At 71.5% G+C, this 14672-nt stretch carries 10 protein-coding genes; 8 read left to right on the forward strand and 2 right to left on the reverse strand.

Annotation, left to right across the window (positions count from 1 at the left end; translation table 11 throughout):
- Positions 1-75: 75 nt before the first annotated feature.
- The 4 genes from AC5P1C_RS17815 (at position 76) to AC5P1C_RS17830 (ending at position 3967) form a co-directional block, all read left to right on the forward strand.
- Entirely contained in the window at positions 76-666 is a 591-nt protein-coding gene (locus tag AC5P1C_RS17815; protein WP_493866808.1) for an SACE_7040 family transcriptional regulator, read from the forward strand.
- Positions 667-784: 118 nt separating this feature from the next.
- Complete coding sequence (locus AC5P1C_RS17820; RefSeq protein ID WP_493866809.1) at positions 785-1942, forward strand: acyl-CoA dehydrogenase family protein; 1158 nt, start codon at positions 785-787, stop codon at positions 1940-1942.
- A gap of 24 nt (positions 1943-1966) precedes the next feature.
- Complete coding sequence (locus tag AC5P1C_RS17825; RefSeq protein WP_493866810.1) at positions 1967-2875, forward strand: acyl-CoA thioesterase; 909 nt, start codon at positions 1967-1969, stop codon at positions 2873-2875.
- Positions 2876-2977: 102 nt separating this feature from the next.
- Positions 2978-3967 (forward strand): cation diffusion facilitator family transporter, encoded by a 990-nt coding sequence (locus AC5P1C_RS17830; protein WP_493866811.1) that lies wholly within the window; start codon positions 2978-2980, stop codon positions 3965-3967.
- On the opposite strand, the gene AC5P1C_RS17835 is transcribed toward AC5P1C_RS17830, so the two are convergent.
- Together AC5P1C_RS17835 and AC5P1C_RS17840 are read right to left on the reverse strand one after the other, a co-directional pair.
- On the reverse strand, positions 3951-4739 hold the full coding sequence (locus tag AC5P1C_RS17835; RefSeq protein WP_493866812.1) for a phosphatase: 789 nt from the start codon (positions 4737-4739) through the stop codon (positions 3951-3953). The two genes, AC5P1C_RS17830 and AC5P1C_RS17835, sit on opposite strands and share 17 nt — an antisense overlap.
- An 80-nt stretch (positions 4740-4819) precedes the next feature.
- Entirely contained in the window at positions 4820-6346 is a 1527-nt protein-coding gene (locus tag AC5P1C_RS17840) for a PucR family transcriptional regulator ligand-binding domain-containing protein (RefSeq protein WP_493866813.1), read from the reverse strand.
- Positions 6347-6532: 186 nt separating this feature from the next.
- Between AC5P1C_RS17840 and AC5P1C_RS17845 the strand changes: the two genes are divergently transcribed.
- The 4 genes from AC5P1C_RS17845 (at position 6533) to AC5P1C_RS17860 (ending at position 14651) form a co-directional block, all read left to right on the forward strand.
- Positions 6533-7999 carry a sodium:solute symporter family protein gene (locus tag AC5P1C_RS17845; protein WP_493866814.1) on the forward strand — a complete coding sequence of 489 codons (1467 nt, stop codon included), beginning with the start codon at positions 6533-6535 and terminating at the stop codon, positions 7997-7999.
- 98 nt (positions 8000-8097) lie between these two features.
- Complete coding sequence (gene speB / locus AC5P1C_RS17850) at positions 8098-9096, forward strand: agmatinase (RefSeq protein ID WP_249589806.1); 999 nt, start codon at positions 8098-8100, stop codon at positions 9094-9096.
- Positions 9093-10778 (forward strand): thiamine pyrophosphate-binding protein, encoded by a 1686-nt coding sequence (locus AC5P1C_RS17855; protein ID WP_493866815.1) that lies wholly within the window; start codon positions 9093-9095, stop codon positions 10776-10778. The genes speB and AC5P1C_RS17855 overlap by 4 nt, the downstream gene beginning before the upstream one ends.
- A gap of 126 nt (positions 10779-10904) precedes the next feature.
- A complete protein-coding gene (locus AC5P1C_RS17860) occupies positions 10905-14651 on the forward strand; it encodes an ABC transporter ATP-binding protein (RefSeq protein ID WP_493866816.1) in 3747 nt (1248 codons plus the stop codon).
- The last annotated feature ends 21 nt before the right edge of the window (positions 14652-14672 follow it).

A 14672-nucleotide genomic window follows, 5' to 3' on the forward strand; every position in this document is an offset into this window, starting at 1 on the left:
CTTGCTCGGTTAATGAGCGTTAACGCGTTTCCACCAGGTTAACGACCGCTAACCGCCCTGTCTAGAATTGAGTCCATGGCCACCAGAACCGACGCCCCCACCCGTCGCGAGCAGATCCTCAGGGAAGCCGCCCGGCTCTTCGCCGAGCGCGGCTTCCACGGCGTCGGTGTGGACGAGATAGGAGCGGCCGTCGGCATCAGCGGTCCAGGGCTCTACCGCCACTTCGCGGGCAAGGACGCGATGCTCGCCGAGCTGCTCGTCGGCATCAGCGGGCAGCTCCTGACCGGCGGCAAGCGGTGCGTGGCCGACGCGGGCGGTTCCCCGGAGCAGGTGCTGGACGCGCTCATCGAGGGGCACATCGACTTCGCCCTGGACGACCGCTCGCTGATCACCCTGCACGACCGCGAGCTCGATCGCCTGCGGGACACCGACCGCAAGCTGGTCCGCCAGCTCCAGCGGCAGTACGTGGAGATCTGGGTCGACGTCGTGCGCAAGGTCTATCCGGACCTCGCCGAGAACGCGGCCAGGGTGTCCGTGCACGCGGTCTTCGGGCTGCTCAACTCCACGCCGCACCTGAGCCGGCGCGACGCGTTGCCCAGCCGCAGCGCGATGGCGCAGCTGCTGCACGGCCTCGCGCGGGGGGCGTTCGCGGCTGCCGTGGCGTGACGGGAGCGACAGGACTTCTCTCTGGACGGCCCGGTGACCGGCGGGTAACGTTGATCTGAGCAAGCGCTTAGTCGCCTTGCGTCCAGCCGAGCCAGGTGCCGTATCGAAGGAGCTCCCCGTGCGCCGTACCGTTTTCAATGAGGACCACGAGGCGTTCCGGGAGACCCTGCGCGCCTTCATCGAGGCCGAGGTCGTCCCGGTCTACGACGAGTGGTTCGCCGCGGGCCAGGCGCCCCGCGAGTTCTACTACAAGCTCGCCGAGCTCGGCCTCTTCGGCATCAACGTCCCCGAGGAGTTCGGTGGCGCGGGCATGGAGACGCACAAGTTCGAGGCCATCCAGTACGAGGAGACGGCCCGCGCGGGCGTCAACTTCGGCGGCTCCGGTGTGCACGTGCTGCTCGCCCTGCCGTACATCAAGGCGCTCGCCACCGACGAGCAGAAGAAGCGCTACCTCGAGAAGTTCGTCTCCGCCGAGGAGATGTGGGCCCTGGCGATGACCGAGCCGGGCACCGGCTCCGACCTCGCGGGCATGAAGACCACGGCCAAGCTCTCCGAGGACGGCACGCACTACGTCCTCAACGGCTCCAAGACCTTCATCACCGGTGGCGTGCACGCCGACCGTGTGATCGTCTGCGCCCGCACCGCCGCGCCGACCGCGGAGGACCGCCGCTTCGGCATCTCCCTCTTCGCCGTCGACACGAAGTCCGAGGGCTACTCCATCGGCCGCAAGCTCGACAAGTTGGGCCTGCGCACCTCCGACACCGCCGAGCTGGCGTTCGTCGACGTGAAGGTCCCCGTGGAGGACCTCCTCGGCGAGGAGAACAAGGGCTTCTACTACCTGGGCAGCAACCTCCCCTCCGAGCGCTGGGGCATCGCCTTCGGTGCGTACGCGCAGGCCAAGGCCGCCGTCCGGTTCGCCAAGGAGTACGTGCAGGACCGCACCGTCTTCGGCAAGACGGTCGCCTCCTTCCAGAACACCAAGTTCGAGCTCGCCGCCTGCCAGGCCGAGGTGGACGCCGCAGAGGCCGTCGCCGACCGCGCGCTGGAGGCCTTGGACGCGGGCGAGCTGACCGCCGCCGAGGCCGCGTCCGCGAAGCTGTTCACCACCGAGGTCGCGCACCGCGTCATCGACAAGTGCCTCCAGCTGCACGGCGGCTACGGCTTCATGAACGAGTACCCCATCGCCCGCCTGTACGCGGACAACCGCGTCAACCGCATCTACGGCGGCACCAGCGAGGTCATGAAGATGATCATCGCCAAGGACATGGGCCTGTAAAGATCGCCCTGTAGAACTGCATTCATGAACCAGGCACTTGAAGCCCTCCTCGATCTGCTCGACCTGGAGCAGATCGAGGAGGACATATTCCGGGGCGTGAGCCGTTCGGCGATCGTCCCGCGCGTCTTCGGCGGCCAGGTGGCCGCCCAGGCGCTGGTGGCGGCCGGACGCACGGTCCCCGCCGACCGTTCCCCAAGCTCTCGGCTCCGCTCGAGCAAGGGAGGCCCCGCGGCCCACTCCCTGCACGCGTACTTCCTGCGTGCGGGGGACCCGGGCGCGCCGATCGTCTACACCGTCGACCGGATCCGCGACGGCCGCTCCTTCACCACGCGCCGCGTCGTCGCCGTCCAGCACGGACAGCCGATATTCCACCTCTCCGCGTCCTTCCAGACGTACGAAGAGGGCCTGGAGCACCAGACGGGGATGCCGTCCGCGCCGGACCCGGAGACGCTGCCGACCGCCGCGGAGACGCTGCCGCGCGATCTCCCGCCGCACGTCGTCGAGCGCATGATCGAGGCCCGCGCGGCCGTCGACCTGCGCTACGTGGACGCACCGCCCTGGGCCACCGTCGGGCAGCCGCGCGAGCCGCGCTCCCAGGTGTGGTTCCGCACGAACGGCAAGCTCGACGACGGCGTTTCCGACCCCTTGCTGCACGTCTGCCTCGCCACGTACGTCTCGGACATGACGCTGCTCGACTCGGTGCTGCTCGCGCACGGCAGGGGCGGCTGGGCGGTCGGTGACGTCGTCGGCGCCTCGCTCGACCACGCGATGTGGTTCCACCGCCCCTTCAGGGCGGACGAATGGCTCCTGTACGACCAGGAGTCGCCGTCGGCGTCCGGCGGTCGTGGGCTCGGCCAGGCGCGGATCTGGACGCAGGACGGGCAGCTCGCGGTGACGGTCATTCAGGAGGGCGTCGTCCGCGTCCCACGCTGACCGACGTCTCGTGTCCGCCGGTGAACTGATGGACGTCTCACGTCCGCCGGTGAGCTGGTCGACGTTTCGCGTCCATCAGTGATCGGACATACCGTCCGATACATGAGCGAGCAGCCCGCAAGCAGCGAACCCGTGCCGCCCGAAGGCGGCGGCGAGAGCACCTTCACCGTCATCGTCGCCGCCGTCGCCAACCTCGGGATCGCCGTCGCCAAGGCCGTCGCCGGTGTCATCAGCGGGTCGAGCGCGATGCTCTCCGAAGCGGCCCACTCGGTGGCCGACACCGTCACCGAGCTGCTGCTCCTCACCGCCCTCAAGCGGAGCGAGAAGCCCGCCGACGAGGACCATCCGCTGGGCTACGGCCCCGAGCGCTACATCTGGGCGATGCTCGCCGCCGTCGCCACCTTCGTCGGCGGAGCAGTCTTCTCGATCTACGACGGCATCCACACACTGGTGGCAGGCGAGGAACTCGGCGACCCGCTCATCTCGTACATCGTGCTCGCCATCGCCTTCCTCCTGGAGAGCTATTCGCTGCGCACCGGCGTCAAACAGGCGCGTGGTGAGGCGGCCCGCTTCGGGGCGTCCTTCGGGCGCTATCTGCGCTACACGCCCGACACCGCCGTGAAGGCCGTCGTCCTGGAGGACGCCGCCGCCCTCGCCGGCCTCGTGCTCGCCGCCGGCGGGCTCCTCGGCGGGCAGCTCACCGGGTCGGGCGCGTGGGACGGAGTGGCCTCGCTCTGCATCGGCGCGCTTCTGCTGTACGTCGCCTGGGTGCTCGGCCGCAGCAACGCGCAGCTCCTCATCGGGCGACCGCTGCCGAAGCCGATGCGGGGGGAGATCCGCGCCGAACTCCTCGCCTCCGAGCACGTCGAGGCCGTCCTGGAACTGACGACGCTGCTCCAGGGGCCGCGCGAGGCGCTGGTCGCCGCCAAGGTCGACTTCCGCGACGCCTCCACGGCGGCGCAGATCGAGTGGGCCTGCGAACAGGCCGAGCGGCGGCTGCGCGAGCGCTTCCCCGGGGTGCGGCGGGTCTACCTGGACCCCACGCCGGGGTACGCCCAGCGGCGCGAGGAAGGGCTCAATCCGTGGCCGTGAGGCCCGCGGCGTCCAGCAGGTAGGCCGTCATCGGGTCGTAGTGGCGGGGGCTCGTGACGTGGTCGTCCAGCGGGACCGTCACCTGGAGGGTGCCCTCGGCCTCGCCGATGAACAGCGCCGGGTCGTTGCAGTCCGCGTACCCGATGGAGTCGATGCCGCGCTGGCCCGCCCGTCCGGCCCAGCCGTGGTCCGCGACGACCAGGTCCGGCAGCGGGCGGCCCTCGCGCTCCAGGCCGTCCAGGATCGCGTTCATCGGCTCGGGGGAGTGCGTGTGCCACAGGGTCGCGCCGCGCTCCAGCATCGCCACGTCCGCGAACTGGAAGACCATGCCCTCGTCGGCGGTGAGGCCCTCCGGGATGACGACGATCTCGCAGCCCGCGGTGCGCAGCGCGGCGGCCGTCGCGCGGTGCACGTCGAGCAGCCCTCCGGGGTGGCCGGTGGCGAAAAGGACCCTCTCCTTGCCGGCCGCCGCCTTGCGCAGGCGCGCCGCCATCCGCTCCAGGGCGTCGACCGTCAGCTCCGGATCGATGGTGTCCTGCCCGTACCGGAACTCGGCGTCGTCGATCACGCCGCACCGCTCGGCCATCACCGCGAGGACGTCCTGCTCGTCGGTCCAGCGGTCGCCGAGCTCCAGGCCGAGCCAGTAGTGGCGGTCGCCGTTCGCGAGCTTCCTGTAGTGGCTGAGGTTGTTCTCGCGTGGCGTGGCTACGTCGCCCGCGATGCGGGAGCGGACTAGGTGGTCGACGAGCGCGGGACGACTGGGTATCGGCATGGGCCCTATTGTGCCGTCGGTGACCGGCCTGTGGCGGGCTGTCCCGAAGCCTGGACCGTGTGATGTGTACCCCTCGGGGGTCATCCCCTGCCGAGCGCGAACCACAGTTCCATCCGTACGTCCGGGTCGTCCAGGTCCGCCCCCAGCAGCGTCGCGCACCGGGTGATCCGCTGCCGCACCGTGTTGCGGTGCACCCCCAGCCCCGTCGCCGTGCGGTCCCAACTGCCGTGCAGGGAGAGCCAGGTGCGCAGGGTCTCGGTGAGCGCCTCGTTGCCGCCGAGCGGGGCGAGCAGCACGCGCGCGTGGGCCGCGGCCTCGGCGGGCGCCACCAGAGCCGCGATGCCCGCCTCGCGGTGCCGGACGAGCGGGACGCGGGTGGCCTCGGCGCGGCGCAGGGCGCGGTCGGCCTGGACGTCGGCGGCGGGCAGGTCGCCGGGGGACGCGGGGGCCGAGGCGCCGATGGCCCAGCCGGGCTGCCCGGTGACCTCGCGGTCGGCGGGCAGCAGCAGCCGCACGAGGGCACGCCCCGCGTCCGCGTCGACCAGGCCGCTGCCCAGCGCGGCGGCCAGCGCCGAGGCGGCGACGGAGTGGGCCACCGGGTCGTTGCCGGCTTCCCCGCGCGCGTGCACCACGGTCCACTCGTCGGCCCCCAGGAGAGGCGTGACATCGCCCGCCGCCGAGCCCAGGAGCAGCCGTACGAGCGCCGCCGACCGCACGGAATCGGCGGCCCCCTGGTGCTTGCCCGTGAGGAGCGAGAGCAGGACCACGGCCACCCCGGTGATGGTGTGGTCCCCCGGTTCGCGCTGCTCGGCGGCGACCCCCAGGGCGAACCCCTGACCGCCCCCGAGCGCGTACGCGGCGAGGTGGGCGCCGCCCACGGAGTCGGTGGCGGAGGCGGGGGAGGGCCCTGGCCGTCCCGACGGGCGTACGACTTCGGAGAGGTCGCGCACCGCTTCGCGCGCCCCTGCCTCCGGAGCCGTCCCCGCCGTGTGGAGTACCGCGCCGTCCGGTGCGTAGAGCACCGCCCAGCCGCCGAGCCGCGCCGCCAGCTGGCGCAGGACCGCGGGCACCGGGTCCGGGCGTGCGGCGGCGGTGGCGAGACCCTGCTGGGCCTCCGTCACACGGCGCAGCTCCGCGTGCCTGGCCTCGGCCACCAGTTGCCACACGGCGCGGGCGACCCCGCTGAACGTCGTGCGCGGCGGCACCTCGAGCAGCGGCAGGCCGTAGCGGTCGCAGGCCGCCACCAGGGCGCGCGGCACCGTGTCGTGCACGGGAGCGACACCGAAGCCGAGGGCCGATCCGCCCGCCTCGACGATCCGTGCCACGTAGTCGTCAAGGTAGCCACCCGCGCCCACCGGGTCCGTGAGGTGCACGCCCGCGGTCAGGAGAAGTTCGCCGCCCAGGAGGTACGGATAGGGGTCCGCCATCTCCGAGGTGTGCACCCACTGGACGGCCGCCCCGCTCTCCCCGGCGTCGGGGCCCGCGATCTGGCGCAGGCCCAGATCCTCCCGGGCCAGGATCGCGGTGAGCGCGACCGGCGGGGTGGGGGGCGTCACGGGTGGGGCAGGTGCTGCGGCAGGATCCGGCACGGTGGACGTTCCATCCATTGTGGTCGTGAAGAGTGGATGAAACGTACACTTCAGCGTTGCTTTCCGGCCACCTAAGGTCGTGCCGACCCCAGGCCACGGGTACGGGCGGATGTCCCCGCGGCTGGTTGCCAGCCACCCCCCATTGGCACCACATCACCCCCATCTGCACGACACGCCACCGAGGTGCGCGAAGGAGGGCCCCCTATGGCCGTCGACTACACAGTGATCGTCGTCTATCTCGCCGGCATGCTCGCGATGGGCTGGTGGGGCATGCGCCGCGCCAAGTCCAAGAGCGAGTTCCTGGTCGCCGGACGCCGCCTCGGACCGTGGATGTACTCCGGGACGATGGCCGCCATCGTCCTCGGCGGCGCGTCCACCATCGGCGGCGTCGGCCTCGGCTACCAGTACGGGCTCTCCGGCGCCTGGATGGTCTTCACGATCGGCCTCGGGCTGCTCGCCCTGAGCGTCTTCTTCTCGGCGCGCATCGCACGCCTGAAGGTCTACACCGTCTCCGAGATGCTCGACCTCCGCTACGGCGGGCGCGCGGGCGTCATCTCCGGGGTCGTCATGTGGGCGTACACCCTGATGCTCGCGGTCACGTCGACCATCGCGTACGCCACGATCTTCGACGTCCTGTTCGACATGAACCGCACCCTCGCGATCATCCTCGGCGGCTCGATCGTCGTCGCCTACTCGACGCTCGGCGGCATGTGGTCCATCACGCTCACCGACATGGTGCAGTTCGTGGTGAAGACCATCGGCGTGCTGCTCCTGCTGCTGCCCATCGCGGTCGTCAAGGCCGGTGGCTTCAGCGAGATGAAGGCCAAGCTGCCCACCGAGTACTTCGACCCGCTGGGCATCGGCGGCGAGACGATCTTCACGTACGTCCTGATCTATACGTTCGGCATGCTCATCGGGCAGGACATCTGGCAGCGCGTCTTCACCGCGCGCAGCGACAAGGTCGCCCGGTACGGCGGCACCGTCGCCGGTACGTACTGCCTCGTCTACGCGATCGCGGGCGCCGTCATCGGCACCGCGGCCAAGGTCATGTACCCGAAGCTGCCGAGCGCGGACGCGGCCTTCGCGACCATCGTCAAGGACGAACTGCCCATGGGCGTACGAGGGTTGGTGCTCGCCGCGGCGCTCGCCGCCGTGATGTCCACGTCCTCCGGAGCGCTCATCGCCTGCGCGACCGTCGCCAACAACGACATCTGGTCGCGGCTGCGGGGCGCGGTCGCGCCGAAGGCGGAGGGCGAGGAGTACGACGAGGTGAAGGGCAACCGCCTCTTCATCCTCATCATGGGTATCGCGGTCGTCTGCATCGCCATCGCACTCAACGACGTCGTCCAGGCGCTCACCGTCGCCTACAACCTGCTCGTCGCCGGTCTTCTCGTGCCGATCCTCGGCGGACTGCTCTGGAAGCGCGGCACCGCGGAGGGCGCCCTCGCGGCCGTCGCCGCCGGTGGTCTCTCCGTCATCGGGCTCATGTGGGGCTACGGAATCCTCGCCAACGAGCCCATCTACTACGGCCTGCTGATCTCCCTGGCCGTGTATGTCGTCGTCTCCCTCGCCACGAAGCCGACCGACGCGAAGGTCCTCGCGGCCTGGCGCGAGCGGCTCGCGGGCCGGGGGTCCGAAGAGGCGGAACCGGAGACCCCGGTGACCGTCTAGCTCTTCGCGCGGCCCGCCGTCGGCGCCACTGTCGGTGGGCCGCGCGACACTTGTCCCAGCAGTAACGCAGCACTCGTACCAGCAGGAGGAAACCGACCATGAGCAGCGCCGAGACCCCGACCCCCCGCGGCCCGGTCGACTCCTCCCGCGTCCCCCGGTACGCGGGCCCGGCGACCTACGCCCGGCTGCCCCGCCTGGACGAGGTGGGCGGCAAGACGGACATCGCCGTGGTCGGCGTGCCCTTCGACACGGGTGTCTCGTACCGCCCCGGCGCCCGCTTCGGCGGCAACGCGATCCGTGAGGCCTCGCGCCTCCTGCGTCCGTACAACCCCGCGCAGGACGCCTCTCCCTTCGCGCTCGCGCAGGTCGCCGACGCGGGCGACATAGCCGCCAACCCCTTCAACATCAACGAAGCGGTGGAGACGATCGAGGCCGCCGCCGACGACCTCCTCGGCTCCGGCGCCCGCATGATGACGCTCGGCGGCGACCACACCATCGCCCTGCCGCTCCTTCGCTCGGTCGCCAAGAAGCACGGCCCGGTCGCCCTGCTGCACTTCGACGCGCACCTGGACACCTGGGACACCTACTTCGGCGCCGAGTACACCCACGGCACGCCGTTCCGCCGGGCCGTCGAGGAGGGCATCCTCGACACCGAGGCGCTCTCCCACGTCGGCACGCGCGGCCCGCTCTACGGCAAGCAGGACCTCACGGACGACGAGAAGATGGGCTTCGGCATCGTCACCTCGGCGGACATCTACCGCCGCGGCGCCGACGAGGTCGCCGACCAGCTGCGCCAGCGCATCGGCGACCGCCCGCTGTACATCTCCATCGACATCGACTGCCTGGACCCCGCCCACGCGCCCGGCACGGGCACCCCGGAGGCGGGCGGCATGACGTCGCGCGAGCTCCTGGAGATCCTGCGGGGGCTCTCCTCCTGCAACCTCGTATCGGCGGACGTCGTCGAGGTCGCCCCCGCCTACGACCACGCGGAGATCACGGCCGTCGCCGCCTCGCACACCGCGTACGAGCTGACGACGATCATGTCCCGCCAGATCGCGGAGGCCCGCCGGACCACCGAGGGGAGCGCGGCCAAATGACGCACGACCACGACGTAGTACTGCGCCCCACGGACGCGCAGCAGGAGGCGGCCCTGAACCCGCCCGCCGGGCGCAACGGCGGTGACCTCGTCGTCGAGACCCTCCAGGGCCTCGGCGCGACGACGGTCTTCGGCCTCCCCGGCCAGCACGCGCTCGGCATGTTCGACGCCCTGCGGCGCTCCTCCCTGTCGTACGTCGGCCTGCGCGTGGAGAACAACACGGGCTTCGCCGCGGACGCGTACGGCCGGATCACGGGCGAGGTCGCCCCGCTGCTCCTGTCCACCGGGCCCGGCGCCCTGACCTCGCTCGCCGCGCTCCAGGAGGCGGCGGCCGGGTCCTCGCCCGTGCTCGCGATCGGCAGCCAGATCCCGGTGGCGGGGCTCGGCGGCGGCCGGCACGGCTACCTCCACGAGCTGCGCGACCAGCAGGCCTCCTTCCGCGACATCGTGAAGTCCGTCCACCCGGTCCGCACGGCCTCGCAGATCCCCTCCGCGATCGCGGCGGCCTGGGAGTCGGCGCTCACCGCCCCGCACGGCCCGGTCTGGGTGGAGATCCCGCAGGACGTGCTGCTCGCCGAGACGACGCTGCCCGTGGTCACGGCCATGGACGCGACCCCGGACGACGTCGTCCCGCGCCCCGAGCTGACCGCGGTGGCGGCCGACCTGCTGTCCCGTGCCGAGCGCCCGGCGATCATCGCGGGCGGCGGAGTCGTACGCTCCGACGCGAGCGGCAAGCTGCTCGCGCTCGCCGAGCTGGTGAACGCGCCCGTCGTCACGACCTTCGGCGGCAAGGGCGCCTTCCCCTGGGAGCACCCGCTGTCGCTCCAGTCCTGGCTGGAGGACCGGTACACCACGGACTTCCTGGAGGACGCGGACGTCCTCCTGGTGGTCGGCTCCGGCCTCGGCGAGCTCTCCTCGAACTACCACACGTTCAAGCCGCGCGGCCGGGTCATCCAGATCGAGGCCGACGCCGGGAAGCTGGAGTCCAACCATCCGGCACTCGGCATCCACGCGGACGCGCGCCTCGCGCTCTCCGCGCTCCTGGAGACGATCGACGCTCCGAGGGAGGACCCTGAAGCCCCCGAGCGGGTGCGGACGGTCCTCACCAAGGTCAAGGACCGCATCGCCGCCCAGGAACTCACCCTGGAGCAGCAGGTCCTCGCCTCGGTGCGCGAGGCGCTGCCGGACGCGTCGCCGTCCTTCTGGGACATGACGATCCTGGCGTACTGGGCCTGGTCCGCCTTCGACGCCCGGCGCCCGAACACGATGCACTCCGCCCAGGGCGCGGGCGGCCTCGGGTACGGCTTCCCGGCGGCGCTCGGAGCGGCGGCCGCCGACCCGACGAAGCCGGTCCTCGCCGTCTCGGGCGACGGCGGCGCGATGTACTCCCTCGCGGAACTGGCGTCGGCCAAGCAGCACGACCTGCCGGTCACCTGGCTGATCGTGGACGACGGGGGCTACGGAATCCTCCGCGAGTACATGTCCGAGGCGTTCGGCGAACCGACGGCGACGGAGCTCTCACGCCCCGACTTCGTCGCCCTCGCGGAGTCCTTCGGGGTGCCGGGCGTCCGGACGACCCCGGAGAACCTGAAGGAGGACCTCGCGAAGGCGCTCGCGGAGCCCGGCCCCTCGGTCGTCGTGCTCCCGGCAGTCCTGCGGATGTTCGAGCCGACGCACATCTGATCCCCGCGGGATCCCCAGTACGGCCGGAGGTCCTAGGACCTCCGGCCGTACTTTGTTGCGGCGGGATGAAATCAGCACCCACCCCGGTTGTGCCTCTCGGCAGGTCAGGTCGACGGGAGGCAGCACGTGACGGAGCAACGGGGCGGAGTCCAGCAGGAGACATCCGGCTGGGCGAAACGTTTGACGGGGTACGCATGGCGCTACCCCAAGGACGTCGTGCTCGCCCTCGGGTCCTCGCTCGCAGGCATGGCCGTCATGGCGCTCGTCCCGCTCATTACCAAGGTGATCATCGACGACGTCATCGGGGACAAGACCCGGTCCATGGGGCCCTGGGTCGGCGCGCTCATCGGCGCCGCCGTCCTCGTCTACGTCTTCACCTACATCCGCCGCTACTACGGCGGCCGTCTCGCCCTCGACGTCCAGCACGACCTGCGGACCGAGATGTACGGGACGATCACCAAGCTGGACGGGCGGCGGCAGGACGAGCTCTCCACCGGGCAGGTCGTCGGACGCGCCACCAGCGACCTCCAGCTCATCCAGGGCCTGCTCTTCATGCTGCCGATGACCATCGGCAACATCCTCCTCTTCCTGATGTCCCTCGTGATCATGGCGTGGCTCTCCATCCCGCTCACGCTCGTCGCGCTCGCCGTCGCCCCCGCCCTCTGGTTCATCGCCAAGCGCAGCCGGGGCCGCCTGCACCCCTCCACCTGGTACGCGCAGGCCCAGGCCGCCGCCGTCGCCGGAGTCGTGGACGGCTCCGTCTCCGGCGTACGCGTCGTGAAGGGGTTCGGCCAGGAGGAACAGGAGACCGGGAAGCTCAGGGAGGTCAGCCGCAAGCTCTTCGCGGGGCGGCTTCGGACCATCCGGCTCAACTCCAAGTACACCCCCGCGCTGCAGGCCGTGCCCGCGCTCGGGCAGGTCGCGATGCTCGCGCTCGGCGGCTGGCTCGCGGTGCGCGGGCAGATCACGCTCGGCACCTTCGTCGCCTTCTCCAGCTACCTCGCCCAGCTCGTCGGGCCCGTCCGCATGCTCGCCATGGTCCTCACCGTCGGCCAGCAGGCCCGCGCGGGCGCCGAGCGCGTCCTGGAGCTCATCGACACCGAGCCGACGCTGCGGGACGGCACCAAGGAACTGCCTGCCGACGCCCCGGCCACCGTCGAGTTCGACGACGTCTCCTTCGCGTACGAGGACAGCCGCCCCGTCCTGGACGGCCTTTCCTTGGAGATCAGGCCCGGCGAGACCCTCGCCGTCGTCGGCACGTCCGGCAGCGGCAAGTCCACCGTCTCGCTGCTGCTGCCCCGCTTCTACGACGTGACGCATGGCGCCGTCCTGATCGGCGGGCACGACGTGCGCGAGCTGACCACCGAATCGCTGCGGGCCGCGATAGGCCTCGTGCCCGAGGACTCCTTCCTCTTCTCCGACACCGTCCGCGCCAACATCGCGTACGGAAAGCCGGACGCCACCCAGGAGGAGATCGAGACCGCCGCCCGCGCCGCCCAGGCCGACCGCTTCATCTCCGAGCTGCCCGACGGGTACGACACCACCGTCGGCGAGCACGGCCTCACCCTCTCCGGCGGCCAGCGCCAGCGCGTCGCGCTCGCCCGCGCCATCCTCACCGACCCGCGCCTCCTCGTCCTCGACGACGCGACGTCGGCCGTGGACGCGCGCGTGGAGCACGAGATCCATGAGGCCCTGCGCGGTGTCATGGCCGGGCGCACGACCCTCCTCATCGCCCACCGCCGCTCCACCCTGAACCTCGCCGACCGCATCGCCGTACTCGACGGCGGACGCCTCGCCGCCATCGGCACCCACGAGGAGCTGACGGAGAACTCCGCCCTCTACCGGCGCCTGTTGACCGACCCGGACGAGCTCGGCGGCGTCTCACCCGGCCACGCGGTCCCGGTCGAGCTCCCCGAGGACACCTCCCTGCGCGACGAGCTCGACGCCGAGTTCGACGCCGAGCGCGGCATCACCCCGCCGCTTTGGGTCGGTGACCGCGAGACCAAGGCCGCCAAAGACCCAGCGATGTCCGGGATGCCCGCGACACCCGAACTCCTCGCGCAGGTCGACGCGTTGCCCCCGGCCACCGACACCCCCGGCATCGACGAGGCGCGCGCGGTCACCCCGGAGGACTCGTACGGCCTGCGCCGCCTGCTCGCCGGATTCGGCAAGCCCCTGCTGCTCGCCCTGCTCCTCGTGGCCATCGACGCGGGCATGGGGCTGCTGCTCCCCGTACTGATCCGGCACGGCATCGACGACGGCGTCTCGCAGCTCGCGCTCGGCGCCGTGTGGGTGGCGTCCGGGCTCGCGCTGCTCACCGTGCTCGTCCAGTGGACGGCGCAGATCGGCGAGACGCGGATGACGGGACGGACGGGCGAGCGAGTGCTCTACTCCCTCCGTCTGAAGATCTTCTCCCAGCTCCAGCGGCTCGGACTCGACTACTACGAGCGGGAGTTGACCGGGCGCATCATGACCCGCATGACGACGGACGTGGACGCCCTGTCCACCTTCCTCCAGACGGGCCTCGTCACCGCCTTCGTCTCCGTCGTCACCTTCTTCGGCATCATGGTCGCGCTCCTCGTCATCGACGTGGAACTCGCGCTCGTCGTCTTCGCGACGCTGCCGCCGCTGATCATCGGTACGTTCTTCTTCCGCCGGTCCAGCGTCAAGGCGTACGAACTCGCCCGTGAGCGCGTCTCGGTGGTCAACGCCGACCTCCAGGAGTCCGTCGCCGGGCTGCGCATCGTGCAGGCCTTCCGGCGCGAGCGCTCCGGGGGCAGGAAGTTCGCGCAGGCCAGCGCCGACTACCGCAGCGCCCGCATCCGCGGGCAGTGGCTGATCTCCATCTACTTCCCGTTCGTGCAGCTGCTCTCGGCGGTCGCCGCGGCGGCGGTCCTGATGGTCGGCGCGGGACGCGTGGAGGCGGGCACGCTGACCACCGGCGCGCTGGTCGCCTACCTCCTCTACATCGACCTGTTCTTCGCGCCCGTCCAGCAGCTCTCCCAGGTCTTCGACGGCTACCAGCAGGCCACTGTCTCGCTCGGCCGCATCCAGGAGCTGCTCCGGGAGCCGACCTCGACCAAGGCCGCGGACGAGCCGCTGGACGTCCTGTCCCTGCGCGGCGAGATCGCCTTCGAGGACGTGGACTTCGCGTACGGCTCCGCGGACGAACCCGAGGAGGCCCTCAGCGACGTGAGCCTGCGCATCCCCGCGGGCCAGACCGTCGCCTTCGTCGGCGAGACCGGCGCGGGCAAGTCCACGCTGGTCAAGCTCGTCGCCCGGTTCTACGACCCGACCGGCGGCCGGGTCACCGTCGACGGCACCGACCTGCGCTCCCTGGACCTGGCCTCGTACCGCCACCGCCTCGGTGTCGTCCCGCAGGAGGCCTACCTCTTCGCGGGCACGGTGCGCGACGCGATCGCCTACGGGCGGCCCGACGCCACCGACGCCCAGGTGGAGGCCGCGGCCCGCGCGGTCGGCGCGCACGACATGATCGCCACCCTGGACGGCGGCTACCTCCACGAGGTCTCCGAGCGGGGCCGCAACCTCTCCGCGGGACAGCGCCAGCTGATCGCCCTGGCCCGCGCGGAGCTCGTCGACCCGGACATCCTGCTCCTCGACGAGGCGACCGCGGCCCTCGACCTCGCCACGGAGGCGCAGGTCAACCAGGCCACCGACCGCATCGCGGGCAAGCGCACCACGCTGGTCGTCGCCCACCGCCTCACCACCGCCGCCCGTGCGGACCGCGTGATCCTCATGGACCACGGCCGGGTCGCGGAGGACGGCACGCACGAGGAGCTGCTCGCGCTCGACGGGCGGTACGCGACGCTGTGGCGGACGTTCGTCGGGGAGGCCGAGCCGTCGGCCGCGTAGCCCACGGGCCGAAGCCCGCCG

This window comes from Streptomyces sp. A18 (assembly GCF_059026065.1).

Excerpts from the sequence above, each read along its gene's own strand:
- AC5P1C_RS17815 (WP_493866808.1), top strand. The coding sequence starts at position 76 with ATGGCCACCAGAACCGACGCCCCCACCCGTCGCGAGCAGATCCTCAGG.
- AC5P1C_RS17840 (WP_493866813.1), bottom strand. The coding sequence starts at position 6,346 with ATGGATGGAACGTCCACCGTGCCGGATCCTGCCGCAGCACCTGCCCCA.
- AC5P1C_RS17855 (WP_493866815.1), top strand. The coding sequence starts at position 9,093 with ATGACGCACGACCACGACGTAGTACTGCGCCCCACGGACGCGCAGCAG.
- speB (WP_249589806.1), top strand. The coding sequence starts at position 8,098 with ATGAGCAGCGCCGAGACCCCGACCCCCCGCGGCCCGGTCGACTCCTCC.
- AC5P1C_RS17845 (WP_493866814.1), top strand. The coding sequence starts at position 6,533 with ATGGCCGTCGACTACACAGTGATCGTCGTCTATCTCGCCGGCATGCTC.
- AC5P1C_RS17830 (WP_493866811.1), top strand. The coding sequence starts at position 2,978 with ATGAGCGAGCAGCCCGCAAGCAGCGAACCCGTGCCGCCCGAAGGCGGC.
- AC5P1C_RS17835 (WP_493866812.1), bottom strand. The coding sequence starts at position 4,739 with ATGCCGATACCCAGTCGTCCCGCGCTCGTCGACCACCTAGTCCGCTCC.
- AC5P1C_RS17825 (WP_493866810.1), top strand. The coding sequence starts at position 1,967 with ATGAACCAGGCACTTGAAGCCCTCCTCGATCTGCTCGACCTGGAGCAG.